The 16,313-nt window shown below is 67.4% G+C and carries 28 protein-coding genes; 18 read left to right on the top strand and 10 right to left on the bottom strand.

Annotated features, from left to right (window positions below; genetic code table 11):
- Positions 1-107 precede the first annotated feature (107 nt).
- From N7L95_RS00940 to N7L95_RS00915, 6 genes are all read right to left on the bottom strand, one after another.
- Entirely contained in the window at positions 108-623 is a 516-nt protein-coding gene (locus tag N7L95_RS00940; protein WP_301257949.1) for a hypothetical protein, read from the bottom strand.
- Positions 620-1,591 (bottom strand): hypothetical protein, encoded by a 972-nt coding sequence (locus N7L95_RS00935; RefSeq protein ID WP_301257948.1) that lies wholly within the window; start codon positions 1,589-1,591, stop codon positions 620-622. The genes N7L95_RS00940 and N7L95_RS00935 overlap by 4 nt, the downstream gene beginning before the upstream one ends.
- Positions 1,588-2,148: a hypothetical protein gene (locus N7L95_RS00930; RefSeq protein WP_301257947.1), complete on the bottom strand. Its 561-nt coding sequence runs from the start codon at positions 2,146-2,148 to the stop codon at positions 1,588-1,590. The genes N7L95_RS00935 and N7L95_RS00930 overlap by 4 nt, the downstream gene beginning before the upstream one ends.
- Position 2,149: 1 nt before the next feature.
- Complete coding sequence (locus N7L95_RS00925) at positions 2,150-2,350, bottom strand: hypothetical protein (RefSeq protein ID WP_301257946.1); 201 nt, start codon at positions 2,348-2,350, stop codon at positions 2,150-2,152.
- Positions 2,347-2,712: a helix-turn-helix domain-containing protein gene (locus tag N7L95_RS00920; RefSeq protein WP_301257945.1), complete on the bottom strand. Its 366-nt coding sequence runs from the start codon at positions 2,710-2,712 to the stop codon at positions 2,347-2,349. The genes N7L95_RS00925 and N7L95_RS00920 overlap by 4 nt, the downstream gene beginning before the upstream one ends.
- A gap of 216 nt (positions 2,713-2,928) precedes the next feature.
- Positions 2,929-3,156, bottom strand: a complete 228-nt coding sequence (locus N7L95_RS00915) for a hypothetical protein (RefSeq protein ID WP_301257944.1) — start codon at positions 3,154-3,156, stop codon at positions 2,929-2,931.
- Between the two features lie 85 nt (positions 3,157-3,241).
- Between N7L95_RS00915 and N7L95_RS00910 the strand changes: the two genes are divergently transcribed.
- The 15 genes from N7L95_RS00910 (at position 3,242) to N7L95_RS00840 (ending at position 10,470) form a co-directional block, all read left to right on the top strand.
- A complete protein-coding gene (locus tag N7L95_RS00910) occupies positions 3,242-3,823 on the top strand; it encodes a helix-turn-helix domain-containing protein (RefSeq protein WP_301257943.1) in 582 nt (193 codons plus the stop codon).
- 11 nt (positions 3,824-3,834) lie between these two features.
- On the top strand, positions 3,835-4,092 hold the full coding sequence (locus tag N7L95_RS00905; RefSeq protein ID WP_301257942.1) for a hypothetical protein: 258 nt from the start codon (positions 3,835-3,837) through the stop codon (positions 4,090-4,092).
- 128 nt (positions 4,093-4,220) lie between these two features.
- Positions 4,221-4,421 carry a hypothetical protein gene (locus N7L95_RS00900; protein ID WP_301257941.1) on the top strand — a complete coding sequence of 67 codons (201 nt, stop codon included), beginning with the start codon at positions 4,221-4,223 and terminating at the stop codon, positions 4,419-4,421.
- A 1-nt stretch (position 4,422) separates the two neighbouring features.
- A complete protein-coding gene (locus N7L95_RS00895; RefSeq protein ID WP_301257940.1) occupies positions 4,423-4,836 on the top strand; it encodes a hypothetical protein in 414 nt (137 codons plus the stop codon).
- Positions 4,836-5,162: a hypothetical protein gene (locus N7L95_RS00890; RefSeq protein ID WP_301257939.1), complete on the top strand. Its 327-nt coding sequence runs from the start codon at positions 4,836-4,838 to the stop codon at positions 5,160-5,162. The genes N7L95_RS00895 and N7L95_RS00890 overlap by 1 nt, the downstream gene beginning before the upstream one ends.
- Positions 5,159-5,326: a hypothetical protein gene (locus N7L95_RS00885; RefSeq protein ID WP_301257938.1), complete on the top strand. Its 168-nt coding sequence runs from the start codon at positions 5,159-5,161 to the stop codon at positions 5,324-5,326. The genes N7L95_RS00890 and N7L95_RS00885 overlap by 4 nt, the downstream gene beginning before the upstream one ends.
- The gene (locus N7L95_RS00880; protein WP_301257937.1) at positions 5,326-5,649 is read left to right on the top strand and encodes an XkdD/Y8K6 family phage-associated protein; all 324 of its coding nucleotides are present in this window, start codon (positions 5,326-5,328) and stop codon (positions 5,647-5,649) included. The genes N7L95_RS00885 and N7L95_RS00880 overlap by 1 nt, the downstream gene beginning before the upstream one ends.
- Positions 5,646-5,798: a hypothetical protein gene (locus N7L95_RS00875; protein ID WP_301257936.1), complete on the top strand. Its 153-nt coding sequence runs from the start codon at positions 5,646-5,648 to the stop codon at positions 5,796-5,798. The genes N7L95_RS00880 and N7L95_RS00875 overlap by 4 nt, the downstream gene beginning before the upstream one ends.
- Positions 5,798-5,947, top strand: coding sequence for a hypothetical protein (locus tag N7L95_RS00870; RefSeq protein WP_301257935.1), 150 nt, complete (start codon positions 5,798-5,800; stop codon positions 5,945-5,947). Before N7L95_RS00875 ends, N7L95_RS00870 begins: the two co-directional genes overlap by 1 nt.
- Position 5,948: 1 nt before the next feature.
- Positions 5,949-6,851, top strand: a complete 903-nt coding sequence (locus N7L95_RS00865) for a YqaJ viral recombinase family nuclease (protein ID WP_301257934.1) — start codon at positions 5,949-5,951, stop codon at positions 6,849-6,851.
- A gap of 29 nt (positions 6,852-6,880) precedes the next feature.
- Complete coding sequence (gene recT / locus N7L95_RS00860; RefSeq protein WP_301257933.1) at positions 6,881-7,903, top strand: recombination protein RecT; 1,023 nt, start codon at positions 6,881-6,883, stop codon at positions 7,901-7,903.
- Between the two features lie 25 nt (positions 7,904-7,928).
- The gene (locus N7L95_RS00855) at positions 7,929-8,576 is read left to right on the top strand and encodes a hypothetical protein (RefSeq protein WP_301257932.1); all 648 of its coding nucleotides are present in this window, start codon (positions 7,929-7,931) and stop codon (positions 8,574-8,576) included.
- 42 nt (positions 8,577-8,618) lie between these two features.
- Positions 8,619-8,978 (top strand): hypothetical protein, encoded by a 360-nt coding sequence (locus tag N7L95_RS00850; protein WP_301257931.1) that lies wholly within the window; start codon positions 8,619-8,621, stop codon positions 8,976-8,978.
- Entirely contained in the window at positions 8,975-9,520 is a 546-nt protein-coding gene (locus tag N7L95_RS00845) for a hypothetical protein (RefSeq protein ID WP_301257930.1), read from the top strand. The genes N7L95_RS00850 and N7L95_RS00845 overlap by 4 nt, the downstream gene beginning before the upstream one ends.
- Positions 9,517-10,470 (top strand): DNA cytosine methyltransferase, encoded by a 954-nt coding sequence (locus N7L95_RS00840; RefSeq protein WP_301257929.1) that lies wholly within the window; start codon positions 9,517-9,519, stop codon positions 10,468-10,470. The genes N7L95_RS00845 and N7L95_RS00840 overlap by 4 nt, the downstream gene beginning before the upstream one ends.
- Before the next feature lie 86 nt (positions 10,471-10,556).
- On the opposite strand, the gene N7L95_RS00835 is transcribed toward N7L95_RS00840, so the two are convergent.
- Entirely contained in the window at positions 10,557-10,784 is a 228-nt protein-coding gene (locus N7L95_RS00835; protein WP_301257928.1) for a hypothetical protein, read from the bottom strand.
- On the bottom strand, positions 10,781-11,242 hold the full coding sequence (locus tag N7L95_RS00830) for a hypothetical protein (protein ID WP_301257927.1): 462 nt from the start codon (positions 11,240-11,242) through the stop codon (positions 10,781-10,783). Before N7L95_RS00830 ends, N7L95_RS00835 begins: the two co-directional genes overlap by 4 nt.
- Before the next feature lie 152 nt (positions 11,243-11,394).
- On the opposite strand from N7L95_RS00830, the gene N7L95_RS00825 reads away from it, so the two are divergent.
- The 3 genes from N7L95_RS00825 (at position 11,395) to N7L95_RS00815 (ending at position 13,936) form a co-directional block, all read left to right on the top strand.
- Positions 11,395-11,643, top strand: a complete 249-nt coding sequence (locus N7L95_RS00825; protein ID WP_301257926.1) for a pyocin activator PrtN family protein — start codon at positions 11,395-11,397, stop codon at positions 11,641-11,643.
- A 621-nt stretch (positions 11,644-12,264) separates the two neighbouring features.
- Complete coding sequence (locus tag N7L95_RS00820; protein WP_301257925.1) at positions 12,265-12,951, top strand: carbohydrate-binding protein; 687 nt, start codon at positions 12,265-12,267, stop codon at positions 12,949-12,951.
- A 274-nt stretch (positions 12,952-13,225) separates the two neighbouring features.
- Entirely contained in the window at positions 13,226-13,936 is a 711-nt protein-coding gene (locus N7L95_RS00815) for a hypothetical protein (protein WP_301257924.1), read from the top strand.
- A gap of 284 nt (positions 13,937-14,220) precedes the next feature.
- Here the strand turns inward: N7L95_RS00815 and N7L95_RS00810 are convergent, their stop codons facing one another.
- Together N7L95_RS00810 and N7L95_RS00805 are read right to left on the bottom strand one after the other, a co-directional pair.
- The gene (locus tag N7L95_RS00810) at positions 14,221-15,336 is read right to left on the bottom strand and encodes an enoyl-CoA hydratase/isomerase family protein (RefSeq protein WP_301257923.1); all 1,116 of its coding nucleotides are present in this window, start codon (positions 15,334-15,336) and stop codon (positions 14,221-14,223) included.
- 116 nt (positions 15,337-15,452) lie between these two features.
- Positions 15,453-16,307: a DMT family transporter gene (locus tag N7L95_RS00805; RefSeq protein WP_301260230.1), complete on the bottom strand. Its 855-nt coding sequence runs from the start codon at positions 16,305-16,307 to the stop codon at positions 15,453-15,455.
- Between the last annotated feature and the right edge of the window lie 6 nt (positions 16,308-16,313).

Below are 16,313 nucleotides of genomic sequence, written 5' to 3'. Positions count from 1 at the left end.
CTCGGCAATGCAGATGACGGCGGCCCAGACCAGGGCCAGGAAGACCAGCACGGCGCGCACGGCGCCGCGGTCGGCGATGGTTCGGGGGTCTCGGTAGGGCAGCACGGTCAGGCCTCCTCGAAGGCGTAGGGCAGGTCCTCGTCGGCCTCGTCCCGGGCGAAATGCGCGGGCGCGCGCGCGGTGTCCTCGGGCTCGGGCATGCGCTCAAACGGCATGCTCGGCAGGTCGGCGCGCAGGGCAGACCGCCACATGCGCTTCTGGGCGTCGGTGAGGCGTTCGCCGGCCAGCTCGCGATCGCGCAGACGCTCGGCCCAGCTCTTGCCCTTGCTGCGGCCGAAGTCGAGGCTGCGCAGGCGCTGGATCGCTTCGCGCTTGCTGACCATCGGACGCGCTGGTGCTGGGCGCTGCGCGGCCATGGCGCGGTCGGTCTGGGCGTTGCGCTGGGCGTGGGTGATGGCCTGCCAGTCGCGGGTGTCGGCCCAAGCGTGGGCGCTGCAGAGGCGGCCGTTGCCGGCGTCGACGGACCAGCGATTGGGGCAGCCGTGTGCGGCGCACATCAGCGTCCTGTCGTCGGCCACTTCGTCGGCGATGCGCTGGTCGCGCCGCGATTCGAACGTGCTCATGCGGAGCCTCCTTGGCGTTGCTGCGCGTCGGCCTCGATGACCTGGCGCTTGTAGGCGCCCCAGCTGGGGCCGACGCCGACGTGGGCGTCGACCTCGTTCCACGGCCCGATGCCGAGCTGGTTGGCGCGATGGATGACGCCGGAGCGGGTCTGCTGCCAGGCGTTGGGGTCTGCGGCCGGGGCTGGTGCTGCGGCGGTCGTGGTGGCGGCGATCTGCGCTGCGTCGGCACGGCGGCCCTTGACGACGGCGAGCACCCAGCTCCAGCCCTTGCCCTTCGCCTTGGCCTCAGCGGCGACGGCGGCGAACTCGTCGACCGCGATGCCCTGGGCCAGCAGGGCGAGCAGCCTCGGGTCGGACGGCGATACGTCGGTGAGGCCGGCTTGCCGCATGGCTCGGCAGGCCAGGCCGGCGGCAGAGGGCTGCGGGTCCGGTGCTGCGGAGGGGGGTTCCGGCTTCGCGCCCGCGGCTTCCGAGCGAAGCGAGGAAGTAGAAGATGAAGATGAAGAAGAAGGGGGGGGTTTTAACTCGGGCTCAAGGGGGGTTTCGAGGGGGGTTTCAGAACCCCCCTTCGGAGACTTAGGACGCCCCCCTTTGTTGCCGTGAGATCCCCCCTTGGAACCGTGCTCACCCCCCGCCTTCCCGCCCTCAGCCCGTGCGTTCCTGACGCGCTCGTCGTCCACCATGCGCTTGCTGTAAATCGCCCCTTCAGGGGTCACGCGAGCCACACCGTTCTCGATCAGTTCGTCGAGCAGCTTCTTGAGCTGGGCGGGCGAGATGTTGCCGACTTGGCCCGCCATCTGCGCAGGAGTCATGGGCCTGCCGTTGAGGATCAGGTGCCCATAGGGCTCGCAGTCGTGCGCGACGCACATGAGGTCGATCCACAAGCCGCGTGCAGCGACAGAGCACGAGCGCAGCTCGACGTCTTTGCGCCAGTCGGCTGGGTAGAACTGGAAGGCGGGGCGCTTCATGCGGCGCCTCGCCAGGTGAAGACCGTCGCATTCGTCACGACGTCGGCCCAGGCCTCACCGCGCTTGATGTAGCCGATGCGGCTTGGCGATACACCGTAGATCTTCGACAGCGCGACGTGGGTCATGCTGCTGCGACGGATCTCCAGCACTTGCTCTGGCGTGAGCTTGGCCAACTTCTCACGCACGATGCGACGATTCGCCGCGACCTTTGCGGGGCGGTTCTTGCCCATCCCAGTCTTGGCGATCCATGCGCCCCACGCCGCGCGGGTTCCTGCACGCGAGTGCGCCGGGTTCACGCAGTCGTCGTGCTTGCAGATGCCCCAACACACCCAGCCCTTGGGCAGCCGCAGCCCGTGCGAGAGCATCCAAGCGGCAGCGCGCCCACGGGCCCGGAACGGCTTGCCGCTCTCGGGGTCCAGAAGATGTATGGCCGGCGAGCCCTGACTGATGGACAGGCGCCAGTGCCAGCAGGCGGTGTCGGGATCGACATGGCTGCGTTGCCGAAGGCACTCGACGGTGCGAATGCCTCCCAGATATGTGCCGGGTGCGTGGCTCACTTCACTTTCCTTTCGCGGACGTCTTGAACACGCCACCGCCCAGGTGCCACCCGTGGCAGTAGACGCAGCGGTACGCCCGATAGCTGCGGTCGGCCCGGCGGTTCCCCTGCCGGGCGACCTGGTGCGCGAGCACGGCCGAGGAGAAGCGCTGCTTCCCCTCGCACGCCACGCGCGCATAGACCGGAGCAGTGGAGACCTTCACGCCGCCTCGCCTTCCAGCGCTTGCAGCTCTTCCAGCACCGTCAGCCGGGCCTGCTTGGCGACCCACTGGCTGATGACGGTGTTGCCGAGCACACGCTCCACGTCGCCGATGGCGCGCGCCGGCAGCTCACGGCGCGAGGGATCGGGCGAGAAGTAGTCGGACACGTGGGGCGGGTGCAGGCCTGCCAGCTCGGCCACGGTGCGCTGCGTCAGCCCGGGGATGGCCCGCTTCTCCCACGCGAGGCGGCATGCGTCGCGGTAGGTCAGCAGCTGGCGCACGACGGCCGGCGAGACGCTGAGGCGTTGCCTCCGAATCACCTCCTTGCCCATGGGCATGGGGTGGCCTGCATAGAGAAAACTCATGTGATTACCTCTTGGGTTACCAGTTGGATGCACGGAAAACTGCCCAGCCATGGACGAACTGCAAATCCACCTCTGGGCCAGAGCCGCCGTGCGGCAGCTCCTGATGCGTTGCGCTGCCGGTGCAGCAGCGGCTTTCAGCGCGGAAGCGAACGACCTCATCGACGCGGCACGCCGCTGCAGGAGGTGGTCGCGGTGAGCGCGCATGGCCAATGGGGGCTACACGCCCTCCTCCACTTCGCCACCTGCTTGTGGGTCACTGGGAGCGACCTCGGGCGGCAGGGCCGCCATGAGGCGTTCGCACGTGCGCATGCCGGGGTTGGCGATCTCCCGACGGGCAATGCGGGCGACCGTGAAGTAGTCCACCCCGCTTTGCTTCGCCAGGCGTCGCCAGCCGCCGGAGCCCTTCATGGCCTGCAGCCTGCTGATCAGTTGGTCGAGCGTCATGGCGCGTAGATTAGGCGTATCCGCATTAATCGTCAAGGCGCATCCGCATAGAAGCGAGCCCGGGCTGCGGCATCATTGGGCGGACATGCCTAACGACGCCCAGAATTCGCCACAGCCGACCGTCATCGGCCAGAACCTTCGAGCCCTGATCGACAAGGCGCAGAAGTCGGTGAACGCCTGGGCAAACGAACACGGCCTGACACAAACGACCGTGAATCGCATCATCAGAGGCCAACTCGATCCGACCATTGGCATGGTGGAGCGCATTAGCCAAGTTACCGGTATCCCGGTGATCGATCTACTACAACCCAACCTCGGCGCGAGTCGGGTCCCTGAGGTGCGCCTGACCTCTACCGAACGGGATTTGATCCTTGCCTTCCGCGATATCCCGGAGGCGACCCAACGCGAGGTGCTGCAGGCGGTCATGGCTCAGGCTGAGCAGTCACGGCAACACGTGGACAAGATCCTGCGCGAGCGCTTCGGGGTGACCGGGTATGTCTCCCCAGACAAGGCGGCTGCACACCTCCCTGGTCCGCCCCCCTCCCCAGACTGGACCCGCTCCGATTGGGGGGCTCTGGATCCCATCAAGCCGGCACCCCGCGCCTTGAAGCTTGGTCCAGACGCTCCAGCGCCCGGGCCAAAGGCGCGCAAGCCAGGCAACAGGTAGAGGACCTCACCATGGGACTAAAGATCACCGAGCGCGATAAGCGATTCCTCCTCGCCGCTGGCGTTGGGTTCGCAGGGTTCCTCGCTGCGTTGTCCTTCTTCTGGCTACTCGACGCCATGGAGGTCCCTCAGCGGACAGCCAAATTCCTGGGCTATCTTGTTCTGGCGCTGGTGTGGGGAGTGACCCTCGGGGCGTGGCGGTATCCGGACGACGTTCGGAGCGCAGCCCGGGCCGTGGCGGCGTTCTTCCGCCGAATATTCAAAGTCTAGGCATATAAGCCTTAACGATATTCCCAAAGTGTCTATCTCCGGCGGCCTCTGTTAGGCGCATACGCCTTGCTTTGCTAGGCGCATCCGCATAAAGTTTCTCCATCGCAACACACCGCGTGGAGAGACAGATGGACAGCATCACCGCCGACCGGCTGATCCGGTTCGCCAACAGCCACGACGACGGCACGCCGCAGCCGCGGGCCGAATTCGACGCCGCAGCAGGTGCTGTGGTGGTGCGCTCCACCGAGGCCCATCCCGATGGCCGGGTGGCCGTGGTTCTCGACTCCGTGCGCTCGCTGCAAGAGCTGCGCGACGTGCTGGGGTACTGAGATGCGAGCAGCCGCCCTCCTCTTCGCCCTGCTGGCCGGCGCCGCCCAGGCTGACACCACCATCGGCCTGCACCTGGGCAGCCAGCACTACCCGGCCCGCGACCTGAACAACGTCAACCCGGGCGTGTACGTCCTGCACGACGGCTGGACGGCGGGCGTGTACCGCAACAGCTACCGCCGGCCCACCGTGTACGGCGGCTACAGCTGGAACTTGTACCGCGGCGACTGGGTGCGCCTGGACCTCACCGCGGCTGTGGCCACCGGCTACCGACAAGAGACCGGCCAGGCCCTGCGGCCCATCGTGCTGCCCAGCGTTGCCTTCGGCGGTGACACCCGGGTGCGCATCAGCTACGGCGCCCGCCCCAACAAGCGCAGCACGCACGTCGTGCACCTCAGCATCGAAAGGAGCCTGTGATGGCTGCCGTTCTGAACTTCCCCGTCGTGTCGCATGCCGTGGACGCCACTGCGCCCGAGAAGCTGCGGCTGAAAGCCCTGTTCCTCCTGGCCGCCGCCAGCGATGGCCGGCTAAAGCTGCCCCGGGTGTCGGAGTCGACGGGGTGGATCTATCAGCAGGCGTTCCCGGAGATCGTGCTGGACGTCCTCGATCACCACGAGATCGCCGCGCTGCTGCTCACCGTGCTGCGCGAGTCTCCGTGCCCCACGGTCTTGGCGCTGCGCATGGCCATGGCTGACCGCTACGCGATCGAGAACGCTGGCGACATCGCCCGCGCCCTGCAATGAGCACCGACACCGAGTACTGCCCGACCTGCGGCGGCTCGGGTGAAGGCCGGCACGAGGGCCAGGTGTGCTGGCGGTGCCGCGGCTGCGGCGAGATCGCGGTCGAGCGGCCCAGCGATGACCACGACGTCGATTACGAGTTCTACCTCTCCGCGAGGGAAGTCTGATGAGCACCACGAAACACACTCCGGGACCGTGGCACTGGGTCGAGCAGCAGGGCACGCAGATGCCGATGCTGAAGGGTGCGAATGGCCGGGTCATTATGGATTTCGGCGACTGCGAGCGTTACTACCCGACGGAAGGCAATGGGCCCGACGCAGACAACGCCCGCCTGATCGCCGCCGCCCCTGAGATGCTGCAAGGCCTGGAAGACATGCTCCAGCACTTCACCAGCTTCCTGCGGGCCTGCGAGATGGGCGAGGAAGCCATCGACGTGGCCACCCGCCCCTATCAGCGCCTGATCGCCAAGGCGAAGGGAATCGAGCTGTGAGCCCCGACCCCTTCGAAGGCGCGGACGCCGAGACCATCGAGGACCGCGTGCTCCGCACCGTCTCTGCGCTCGCCGCGGCCCTGATCGTGGTGGTGCTGCTGATCGTAGCCGCGCCGCTGGTGGCCCTCTTTTTCACCTGGAGCGCCTGATGCGGTGCCTGGCGCGCGCGTGGCTTCGGCTTCGCCTGCGCTGGGCCGAGGCCGACATGCGGGAGCGCGAGTTCCTGTTTGCGCCGGCCTCCACCGTCCTGGGCTACCTCATCTTCATCGCCGACACCAAGCACCGCCTGGAGAAGTGACATGCAAACCAACGATCGAACCAAGTTCCTGGGCGGCAGCGACGCGGCTGCCGTGCTGGGCCTGAGCCCCTGGAAGACGCCCCTGCAGCTGTGGCAGGACAAGGTGATGCCGGCCATGCCGGAGAACGCCGACCCGGATCGCATGCGGGTGCTGAACCGCGGCAAGCGGATGGAGCCCTATGTGTGCGACCTGCTGGCCGAGGAAAAGCGGCTGCGCATCGTGGGCCGCAATAACCGCTACGTGGACCGCGAGTACCCGTTTCTGGCGTGCGAGATCGATGCGGAGGCCTTCGAAGACGACGGCCCCGTGAACATCGAGATCAAGACCGTCAGCCCGTTCAAGGCGGCCGAGTGGGGCGAGATCGGCACCGACGCGATCCCCGTGCACTACACCGCCCAGGCAATGCACGGCCTGATGATCACCGGCCGCGCCTCCTGCGTCTTCGGCGTGCTCATCGGCGGCGATGACTTCCGGGTTTACCGGGTCGAACGCGACGACGAGACCATCGCAGCGCTGCGGGCCCGCGAGGTCGCCTTCTGGCGCGAGCACGTCGAGGCAATGGTGCCGCCTCCCGCCACTGACGCCAGCGACATCGAGCGCCTCTTCCCGCGTGACGCCGGCAGCGCCATCGAGGCGGACACCGCCGCTCTCGTCGCGCTGAACGAACTGCGCGCGCTGGAGGCGGAGGCCGGCCAGCTGAAGGCCCGCATCGACGGCTGCAAGGAAGCGCTGCAGCGCGCCATGGGCGGCGCGGCACGCCTCACCGTCAACGGGCGCGACGTCATTACCTGGAAGACGCAGACGGCCCGCCGCTTCGACCAGCGCGCATTCCAGGCCGCCCACCCCGACCTCTTCGAGCAGTTCATCAAGACCACCGAGAGCCGCGTGTTCCGGCTCCGCTGACCCATTCCACCACCACAGGAGAGACCTGCATGTCGACCACCGCCCTGAAAGCCGCCGCCACTGGCAAGACCGCCGTGGCGGAGAAGCCGAAGGACCTCGCCCACCTGCTCGCCAGCCCAGGCGTGCAGAGCCAGATCAAGGCCGCCCTCCCCCGCCACATGACGGCGGAGCGGATGGCCCGCATTGCGACCACGGAAATGCGCAAGGTGCCGAAGCTCGGCGAGTGCGATCCGATGTCCTTCCTCGGCGCAGTCATCCAGTGCGCCCAACTCGGCTTGGAGCCCGGCAACTCGCTCGGACATGCCTACCTACTGCCGTTCGACAAGCGCAAGAAGGTCGGCGACCAATGGCAGGTAGTCGGCACGGAGTGTCAGCTGATCATCGGCTACCGCGGGATGATCGACCTCGCCCGGCGCAGCGGGCAGATTGTCAGCCTCACCGCCCGCTCGGTGTACGCGAACGACACGTTCAGCTACCGCTTCGGCATCAACGAGACCATCGAGCATGTTCCCGCCGAGGGTGAGCGCGGCGAGTTCACGCACGTCTACGCTGTGGCCAAGCTGAAGGACGGTGGCGTGCAGTTTGAAGTGATGACGCGCCATGACATCGAGCGCGTGCGCAACGAAAGCCAGGGATACAGGACCGCTGTCCAGTACAAGAAGCAGGACAACCCTTGGATGAAGCACTTCGACGAGATGGCCAAGAAGACCGCCATCCGTCGGCTGTTCAAGTATCTGCCGGTGTCCATCGAAATCCAGCGTGCTGTAGGCCTCGACGAACTGGCCGACGCTGGCGTGAGCCAGCAGAACAGCGCTGTGATCGACGGCGACTTCCGGTTCGTGGCGGAGGACGATGAGCAGGCACCGGCCCCCACGCTGCCGCCAGCCGCGCCGGCCGTCACCTACGCCCAAGCCGCTGACGCAATCAGCAAGGCCACCAGCGTCGAAACCGCCGGCCTGGCCCTGGACGAGGCCCGCGACTCCCTCCCCCCCGACCAGTTCGACGACCTGGTGAAGGTCTTCAAGGCCCGCGAAGCCGAGCTGTCTAAGTAACCCCCGCCCACCACCAAGGACCACCATGGCCCAGTTCTCTCTCGAATCCATGACCGCCGTGCACGTGAAGAACGTGAACGTCCGCAGCGAGATGCACGGCGACGAGCATGTGCCCGCGGCTGACATCGCCTTCAAGTGGGTGGCGCCCAACACCGTGCTGTCGGAGTTTCACGGCGCGCTGCTGGACATGTTCTACACGGCGCCCGAGCCGCGGCAGCCGGACACGCAGACCACCTTGGAATGCGTCGCGCCGATCTCGCACAAGCCGCTGCTGCGTTGCAGCCTGATCGACCAGCCGCTGAAGCTGTCCAACGAGTACGTCGGCTATGCGCTGACCGTCGACCGCGGCCTCGGCGGCGACTCGAACATCGAGCTTGATGGCTGCTCCGTCAACCAGTTCCGCCTCCACCTGCTGGAGGGCGGCACGGTGGAGGTGCACTTCCGCGCCCAGGCGTCGAAGCTGTCGGGCCCGACCATCGGCGACCTGGCGACGCTCATCGGCGATGAGGTGCGGATCACCCTCACCCCGCCCAAGGCCGCACCCGAGCTGATCGACGGCAGCCGCGACAGCGACTGGTACCGCGGCGGCGACGACGACGAGGACGACGGCGAAGAGATGGAGCCGGCGCCCAAGGACGCCACAGACATCTTCGCCGAGACGCACGGCAGCTGACCCAACGGGCCGGCCAGCGCCGGCCTCCGCACGGAGAACACCATGAACATCAAGGAACGGCTGATGGGCGCCCCGTCCGTCCTGGCCATGCGCGCGGCGGCCGATGAGATCGCCCGCCTGGAGCACGAGAACGAGCAGGCCCACCGTGAGGCCGCGGCGCTGCGGGAGCGCGTGCAGCAGCTGGAGACGGCGACTCCGGCCCCGGCGTTGTGCGCTTCTCCCGCTTGCGGCGCTGACTGCTGCGGATGCAACCGCGCGCTGTCGCTGGACCTGGTGCGCCAGTACGCCATCCGCTACTCCTACCTGCGCGATAACGATCCGCGGTTCGGCATGCCTACGTCGTGGCTGCGACACGAAACGCTCGACGAGGCCATCGACGCCGCCCTGAAGGAGCAGCCGTGAACCAAGACCAAATCAAAGAGGCGCTGCGGCTGGCGGATGAGCTAGACCTATGGGCCGACAGGCTCCACGGGGCAATGGCAACAGAAACGCGGCGCAGGTCCAGGGCTGCCGCCTCTACTATCCGCACCCTCGCGGCCGGCCCGCAGCAGATGGAGCCGGTGGCCGCTGCCCGCTTCTATGGGACCCCTGGGCTTCCCACGTGGGAGCGGTGGCAGAAGGAGTGGAAGCAGACGTGCAAGAGCATGGAGGCGGCGGTGGCGGATCACCGAATGAGCGCCCACGATGTCCTGATCGGGCTGCGCTACCTGCTGTCTATCGCTCCTGGCCCAGCAGACCGCCCCCACACTCCCGCGGCGCAAGTGCCGGCCGAACCGACGCCAATCAAGGGCGCATGGATCGAAGGCGGCTACGTGATCGTGACGCCGGCCAAGGGCACCGATCCGAAGGCCCTCAAGGCTGCCATCGAGCGGGCACACGGCGCCAGCGCCGCAGCACCTGCCGCACCGGAGGCGCAGGGCCAAGAAGAGGAGCAGCGTACATGAAGGTGCTCGATCTCTTCTGCGGGGCGGCCGGGGGTTGGTCCCTCGGGCTGCACCGGGCCGGCTTCACCACAGTGGCCGCCTGCGAGATCGACCCGGCGCGGCGCGGCGCTTTCGCCCACAACAACCCGGGCGTCAGGATGTACGACGATGTTCGAACCGTCACAGCAGCTCGACTTCTTGGAGACCTTGGGTATCTGCCCGACGTCATCTGCGGAAGCCCCCCGTGCCAGGACGCCAGCACCGCCAACCACAAGGGCCGCGGCATCGATGGCGAGCGCACCGGCCTCTTCCGAGACTTCGTCCGAATCGTCGGAGAGGTCCGTCCTCGTTGGGTCGCTGCTGAGAATGTCCCTGGTATCCGAACTCGAGGCGCTGACTGGGTGCTCGATGCACTGGCGGCGGAAGGCTACGCCTGCTGGCCACTCATGGTGGGTGCTGTCCATGCCGGAGCACCGCATCTCCGCCAACGGGTCTGGTTCGTTGCTGTGCACGCCGATCAAATCGGACGGGACGAAGGGAAGCCTCGGCGTCCGCAGAGGGAACGGGAAGCCCAAGCAGAACTTGGTCACGCAGATGCGGGCCATGCTTGCCACCCCGACCAAGAGGGATTGGCGCTCTGGGAAGGCGAGCGACGCGACCCTGGCACGCAACTCCAGGCCCTTGAACGAGCAGGTGCACCTGCTCTTGACCCCCACGAAGATCAGCGGGGAAGCAGCGCATCGGACGAGGAAGTTGCTCGGCACTGCGCTGCCCTCGAACGAGCGACCGGCCCGCGACGAATTAGGTTCAACGGCGGCCCTGCTGGGCATCTGCGAGTGGCTTATGGGGTACCCCCCCGGCTGGCTCGCAGCTGCATTGCCGCCTACGGCGACGCCGTCCTCCCCCAGATCACCGAAGCCATCGGCAACGCCATCCGGCGGACCGAGCACGCCATGAGGGGAACACCATGAGCCGGCGCGCACGTGCCAGGGAGTCCGCCCGGCCCTGGGCGGCCGGAGAGGTGGAGGACGACCGAATCCCCTGGCACCTCATCAGCTCATCGGCCGGCCTGCTGCTCCCTGGGCGGGTGGGTCTTGCCGTCCCACCGGTGCGGGATGTTGTGCTCGCGCAGCTTCCGCCGCATGTCTCGGTTGTCCATGATCAGGACAGCAAACACGACCACCTGCAGCACCAGCGCGGCGTACACGCCCAGGTAGTGGAAGAAGGCCCACGCCATCACGGCGCCAGCCAGGCCCGTTGCAAGGAGCAGCAGTGAATCTTTCATGCCATCGCCTGGTATCGGTAGAGCTGCCGAGCCGGCACCCGGGCGTCGTAAATGGCCGGGTACCGAGCCAAGTGCGCCGCGAGCCAAGGGCTGTTGATGCCGTGCTTCGTTGCGGAGAACAACACCTCGCCGATTGTGACCCCGTTGCCGAGGCAGCGGCCAGTGGCCACCGCAATGCTGCCGATCACCGCGCCGAGGTAGCCGGCCGCCTGCATCGCTCCAACGGTCGCCAGCTTCTCCGCTCGCAGGCCAGCGCCCAGCAGCTCGCGCACGGTCACCTTGGTCCCGTATTTCTCGATGAACAGCTCCAGAGCCGTCACGCTGCCAAGCGCCAGCGTCAGATTGCCGTAGAGCTCCTGCGGAGCCGGCAGCCCGAGCGCGGCCATGTTCTCGCGGAAGTACTCGTAGAACTTCGAAAAGTCAGCCATGAAACCTCCCTGTTTATTGGCGGCGCTCATGTTAGCAGCCGCAAACATACATTCATGACCGGCCACCCCTGTCAACCTGACCAGGGGAATGCGCCACCTGATGAAGAACCGCCGCAGCACCGCCATCGCGGCGACTTCGGCGAGAGCACCGACACCATTTGGGACGACGAAGACGTACCGCTATGAAAACCGAACTGGCATTGCTGATGACGAACGACGGCAACCCTGTGATGAGCCTCAAGCAGGTAGCCGATCTGCTGGGCATCACCGAGCGCACCGCCGAGAACAAGATCTATGCGAAGACCTTCCCGATCCCTGTGTTCAAGCTGGGGACGAAGTGGGCGGCCCACGTCTCGGACCTGGCAAAGCACATCGACGAACAGCGCGAGGACGCTACGCGATTGCTACAGCAGCAGCGCCACACCGCATAAACGCTGGGCACGAAGTCCAATCCATCATCGGGGCGACGCTGAGCCTCCACGGGCTGGACTTCGAGGGATGCAAGGACAAGGCGCCGGACATAGGGTGGGTGACGGTACGACAAGAGCGGGGGCGTGCACAACGACTCTGAGCGCTTCCAGGCGCGGAGTCGCACTTCGGGAAACCGGGGCCGGTGCACCCGGAGACAGTTCACCATTGTACGAAGCGGGAAGCCGGCGCCCCGCGCCCTCCCCGCCTTTGGCCAGCAGGACGCGCCCTGAGCGTCAGATCCCGCACAGATGCCGCCAAGGACTGCCACCACGCACTGCCGCGAACCACCTGCCCACCTGTGCCCACCGGTCCGGCGCCACGTCCAGCGATGCCCGTCCTCTCCTCGCCGCGCTCTGCGGCCGCAGGAAGGCCGTTCCCCTGCTTTCAGACGGTTGGCGCCCGGATGTGGGGTCCCTACGATGCCGCGGCAGTCACTTCCCCCGTATTGAACAGACATCTTCCATATGAAGCACCCCCTTCCATTCAAAGCCTTCTTCTTCTGCACATTCGCCCTGCTTCTCGGCTCCGCCGCATCGGCTGCCGACGAAGTGCAGCTGCTGCGGGCTCACAGCATCGAGACCATGAAGGCGCAGATCTACCACCAGAACTTCAGCTTCCAGGTGAAGGCCGCCAACCTGGGGCAGCAAAGGGAAGTCATCGCCCACCTCAAGGGAGCGGACGGCCAGTGGTTCCAGATCCCGCTGCGGTTCGCAAGCGCCGCCGAACCCGGGCAGGACATCTGGGTGGCCGATCACTGGCGCACCGGCTACTGGGGCCGGCAGCGCACGCTCGAGTACGCCATCGAATACAAGGTCGACGGCAACTCCTACTGGGACAAGCGGCAAGGAGATCCCTACCGGCAGGACCTCAACAGCGGCTCGCGGCTGCAGGACGGCATCCAGGTCCTGAACCGCTACCAACCGGTCGTCCGCGTGGGCACCAGCCAGCGCATCGGTGGCTCGGTGACGGTGCGCAACCTGGGCGTCGACAAGGCGGTCACGGTGCACTATTCCACCGACGGCTGGCGCAGCAGAAAAACCGTGGCCGCCACCTTCTCGCCGTATTTCTGGTTCAGCTACAGCTACTTCGTCCGCGGCAGCAGCAACGCGGCCAACCCGAACGAACTGGGCTTGGAGGAATGGAACTACTGGCTCGACATCGGCCAGGCCAAGCAGGTTGAAGTCGCCGTCCACTACACCGTCGACGGACACGGTTATTGGGACAACAACGGGGGCCGCGGCTACACGGTCCTGATCGAGCGAAACTGACCGGCGGGTGAGAGGTCTCCGCTGCCCGCCAGGCATTGGCGCAGGCGGCAGCCAAGCGGGCGGGCGGCGATCGCATGACCGTCATGGCAAACGTGCCCCCATGCACGGCGACCGACGCTGCCCCGGCGGCGGCCAGCGTGCCATGGCGGGTCGGCCGGCGGTTGAATGCGGGGCCCATGCCACAATGCGCCGGCCCGCGCACCACCCCCATGAGCAGGCCCGGATGGGAGGCCCATCGTCGGCGCACCAGGGGCGCGGCCTCCCGAGGAACCACATGCCCAACGAATACCTACAACATCTTCAAGGCCCTGCCGGCGAGACCTGGCAGCAGGCGGTGGACCGGTTCGCCGCCTTCTGCCTGAGCCTTCATGAATTCGTCGAAGACGGGGAAGCGTATGAGGTGCTGTTCGACGAGTACTACCGCGACGGCAGTTTGTTCGAGTGGCAGGAGCCGGTGTCGGAGCCGGACTTGCTGGCGATGGAAGCCAAGCTCGGCTGGACCCTGCCTGATGCCTTGAAGGGCGTGTTTCGCAAGCGCTTCGCGATCTATGACGTGTCGACGCGGTTCGGTCGCTGGGGCGACCGACGCGTGCTTGAATTCAACCGGTCTTCGGAGTACGGAGACTGCTTGCATCCGCTGAGCAAGGCCATCGCCTGGAATTTCGGGCCCTACTTCACCGACGAAGAACTCTCGCCGCAACAGGTGGCCCACCTTGATGCGAACTACTTCGGCTTCGGCCGCTGGTCGGACGATGACCATCGCTCGACCTATCTGCTGGTCGACCGGCAGGGTGGCTTCGGCCGATATGACTTCCACACGGAGGACTATGTCGGCAGCGTCGAGCGGCTCGGTCCGTTGCTGGAGGGCAGGCCGCTGACCTTGGGCCTCGACGAGCTGCTGACATCCGCGATCACCGATGCAATGGTGCACTTGCTGAAGCGCAACGACGTGCCCCTCACCGAACCGGAGGCGGGGGAGCGCTAGGCAGGTCGGCGCCCCCTGGACCGTAGGGGGCCCAGCGTCATGGCGCCGGGCAGCCCATCAGTGCAGCCAGCGGCATCGGCGCTGCCATCACACGACCTATGCCCCGGTCACGGGGGCCGTGTGTGGCGTCTCCTGGTGCCCGCGCGCGACCTCCTGTGCGAAGGCCATGCCGCCGGTCGACGGCAGGCGCCGCCTGGCAGCCTGCGGCGGCGCGCACCACGCCCGCCAGGCGCAAGCCCACGGGCCGAGGCGGCCCCCTCTCACAGGAACCTTGCCACCGTGTCTCAAGCCAGCCCGCGCAATGGATGCGCATGCGCCGGCCACGGGCTGCGGAAGAAGGCCTGCACCATCTCGGCACTCACCTCCTCCACTGTTGCCGGGTTCCAGCGCGGGCTGTGGTCCTTGTCGATCACCAGCGCGCGGATGCCTTCCACGGTCTCGCTCGCCGCACCGGGCCGCAGGGCGAAACAGTGGCGCACCATGTCGCGCTCCATGCGCAGATCGTCGGCCAGACTCATGCTGCGAGCTCGGCGGATCTGCTCCAGCGTGACGCCCATCATCAACGGCGAGCGCTTGCGCAGCACTGCCAGGGTCTCGGCCGCCCAGCCGCTGGAGTCAGCGGCGAGCGAGGCAACGATCGCCGGCACATCGGTCGCGCCGAAATGGCGGTCGATCGAAGCCCGATGCGCCGCCTGCACCGGCGCCGGCGCCGCTTGCAGCCGCGCGCGCAGCGTGGCCAGCACCTGCTCGCCGTTCTCGTGGGGCTGGTCCACCAGCGCCTCGACCAGGCCGGGCAACTGGGCGCTCTCGACAAAGCCATCGGCCAATCCCCACCCGATCGCATCGCCGGCACCGATCACCTGGCCGGTCAAGGCCAGGTACTCGCCCACCCGGCCCGGGCAGCGCGACAGGAACCAGCCACCGCCCACATCCGGGAACAGCCCGATGTTGGTCTCGGGCATGGCCATCTTGGTCCGCTCGGTGACGATGCGCAGCTTGGCACCCTGGCTGATGCCCATGCCCCCGCCCATCACCACGCCGTCCATCAGGGCGATGTAGGGCTTCGGATAGACGTGGATCAAGTGGTTGAGGCTGTATTCCTCGGTGAAGAAGTCGTCCACCTGCGGATTGCCCTGCAGCGCCGCGCCATGGAAGAAGCGGATGTCGCCGCCTGCGCAGAAGGCCACGCCCTTGCCTTCCTGCGTGGCACCACGCACCAGCACCGCCTTGACGGTGGCGTCGTCGCGCCAGGCCAGCAAGGCCTGGGTCAGGTCGCGGATCATCGCCAGCGAAAGCGCGTTGAGCGCCTGCGGGCGATTGAGCGTGATCAGGCCGATGTCGCCCGCCTTGTGGGCAAGCACCAGGCCGTCCGAGTGGTCGAGCTGCAGGGTGGCAGTCATGAGGTCTCCGGAGTTTTGAGTGCCGACATGCTAGCGTGAGCGGCCGGCGCCCGCTGTCGCGGCGGCGGCCAGCGCCGGCCCGGCATCAGGCCCGGCCATGCCCGGCGCCCCGCGCTTCAGCGACGCTGCCTCAGGCCCAGCAGTTCATTGGCCACCAGCGCGGCCAGCACCAACGCGCCGCCACCCAGCACCGCCAGCGACGGAGCCTCACCGGCGCCCAGCCAGGCCCACGCCACGCCGAACACCACTTCAAGCAAGGCCAGCAAGGCGACCTCGGGCGCCGGCAGCACCCGGGCCAGCTGCACCGCCAGCAGGCAGGGAATCGCCAGCTGAAACACGCCCAGGCCCGCCAGCAGCGAGAGGTCATGGGCCGACGCCTGCAGTGGCCAGGCCAGCGGCAGCGCGATGCCGGCGGACAACACGGCGCCGATCAGCACGGCAGGCAGCATGTCCTGCCCCGCCCCCCCGGCCTGGCGGCCGCTGCGCTGGATCACGCTCCAGTTGATGGCCGAGGCCACCGGCACCGCCAGCGCCACCAGGGTGCCCAGCAGGTGCCGGGCATCGCCGCCCGACAGCTGCTGCCCGTACATCCAGCCGATGCCCAGGCCAGCCACCAGGATGGCGCCCCAGGTGCGGGCCGGCAGCCGGTGGTGCAGCACGAAGCGGGCGATGAGCGCCGTCAGCAGCGGCGACAGCGCCATCGTGATGAGCACATTGGCCACCGTGGTAAGCGTCAGAGCCACCATGAAGCAGGTGTACATCACCCCCCACATGAGCCCGGACACCCACAGCGGCCAGCCGCCCACCGCCATGCCGCGCCACAGGGCGCGCCCGCGCAGCGCCAGCAAGGCGAGCAGCAGGAAGGCGGCATTGAAGCAGCTGCGCCAGAAGGTGATCTCGAAGGCGCGTGCGTCTTCGAGATGACGGGTCACGACGCCGGCGGTGCTCCACAGCAGCGTGACTCCCACCATGGCCCA

Origin of the sequence: Eleftheria terrae (assembly GCF_030419005.1) — a bacterium.
GTDB classification, from domain to species: domain Bacteria; phylum Pseudomonadota; class Gammaproteobacteria; order Burkholderiales; family Burkholderiaceae_C; genus Caldimonas; species Caldimonas terrae.
Note: the sequence above shows the minus strand (reverse complement) of the source record. Positions and strands in the feature narration are given on the sequence as shown.

Bases quoted from the DNA above. Each gene is read 5' to 3' on its own strand.
- recT (WP_301257933.1), top strand. From the start codon at position 6,881: ATGTCGACCACCGCCCTGAAAGCCGCCGCCACTGGCAAGACCGCCGTG.
- N7L95_RS00895 (WP_301257940.1), top strand. From the start codon at position 4,423: ATGCGAGCAGCCGCCCTCCTCTTCGCCCTGCTGGCCGGCGCCGCCCAG.
- N7L95_RS00855 (WP_301257932.1), top strand. From the start codon at position 7,929: ATGGCCCAGTTCTCTCTCGAATCCATGACCGCCGTGCACGTGAAGAAC.
- N7L95_RS00840 (WP_301257929.1), top strand. From the start codon at position 9,517: ATGAAGGTGCTCGATCTCTTCTGCGGGGCGGCCGGGGGTTGGTCCCTC.
- N7L95_RS00890 (WP_301257939.1), top strand. From the start codon at position 4,836: ATGGCTGCCGTTCTGAACTTCCCCGTCGTGTCGCATGCCGTGGACGCC.
- N7L95_RS00815 (WP_301257924.1), top strand. From the start codon at position 13,226: ATGCCCAACGAATACCTACAACATCTTCAAGGCCCTGCCGGCGAGACC.
- N7L95_RS00825 (WP_301257926.1), top strand. From the start codon at position 11,395: ATGAAAACCGAACTGGCATTGCTGATGACGAACGACGGCAACCCTGTG.
- N7L95_RS00910 (WP_301257943.1), top strand. From the start codon at position 3,242: ATGCCTAACGACGCCCAGAATTCGCCACAGCCGACCGTCATCGGCCAG.
- N7L95_RS00880 (WP_301257937.1), top strand. From the start codon at position 5,326: ATGAGCACCACGAAACACACTCCGGGACCGTGGCACTGGGTCGAGCAG.
- N7L95_RS00920 (WP_301257945.1), bottom strand. From the start codon at position 2,712: ATGAGTTTTCTCTATGCAGGCCACCCCATGCCCATGGGCAAGGAGGTG.
- N7L95_RS00900 (WP_301257941.1), top strand. From the start codon at position 4,221: ATGGACAGCATCACCGCCGACCGGCTGATCCGGTTCGCCAACAGCCAC.
- N7L95_RS00835 (WP_301257928.1), bottom strand. From the start codon at position 10,784: ATGAAAGATTCACTGCTGCTCCTTGCAACGGGCCTGGCTGGCGCCGTG.
- N7L95_RS00905 (WP_301257942.1), top strand. From the start codon at position 3,835: ATGGGACTAAAGATCACCGAGCGCGATAAGCGATTCCTCCTCGCCGCT.
- N7L95_RS00830 (WP_301257927.1), bottom strand. From the start codon at position 11,242: ATGAGCGCCGCCAATAAACAGGGAGGTTTCATGGCTGACTTTTCGAAG.
- N7L95_RS00850 (WP_301257931.1), top strand. From the start codon at position 8,619: ATGAACATCAAGGAACGGCTGATGGGCGCCCCGTCCGTCCTGGCCATG.
- N7L95_RS00915 (WP_301257944.1), bottom strand. From the start codon at position 3,156: ATGACGCTCGACCAACTGATCAGCAGGCTGCAGGCCATGAAGGGCTCC.
- N7L95_RS00870 (WP_301257935.1), top strand. From the start codon at position 5,798: ATGCGGTGCCTGGCGCGCGCGTGGCTTCGGCTTCGCCTGCGCTGGGCC.
- N7L95_RS00865 (WP_301257934.1), top strand. From the start codon at position 5,949: ATGCAAACCAACGATCGAACCAAGTTCCTGGGCGGCAGCGACGCGGCT.
- N7L95_RS00885 (WP_301257938.1), top strand. From the start codon at position 5,159: ATGAGCACCGACACCGAGTACTGCCCGACCTGCGGCGGCTCGGGTGAA.
- N7L95_RS00820 (WP_301257925.1), top strand. From the start codon at position 12,265: ATGAAGGCGCAGATCTACCACCAGAACTTCAGCTTCCAGGTGAAGGCC.
- N7L95_RS00805 (WP_301260230.1), bottom strand. From the start codon at position 16,307: ATGGTGGGAGTCACGCTGCTGTGGAGCACCGCCGGCGTCGTGACCCGT.
- N7L95_RS00940 (WP_301257949.1), bottom strand. From the start codon at position 623: ATGAGCACGTTCGAATCGCGGCGCGACCAGCGCATCGCCGACGAAGTG.
- N7L95_RS00810 (WP_301257923.1), bottom strand. From the start codon at position 15,336: ATGACTGCCACCCTGCAGCTCGACCACTCGGACGGCCTGGTGCTTGCC.
- N7L95_RS00935 (WP_301257948.1), bottom strand. From the start codon at position 1,591: ATGAAGCGCCCCGCCTTCCAGTTCTACCCAGCCGACTGGCGCAAAGAC.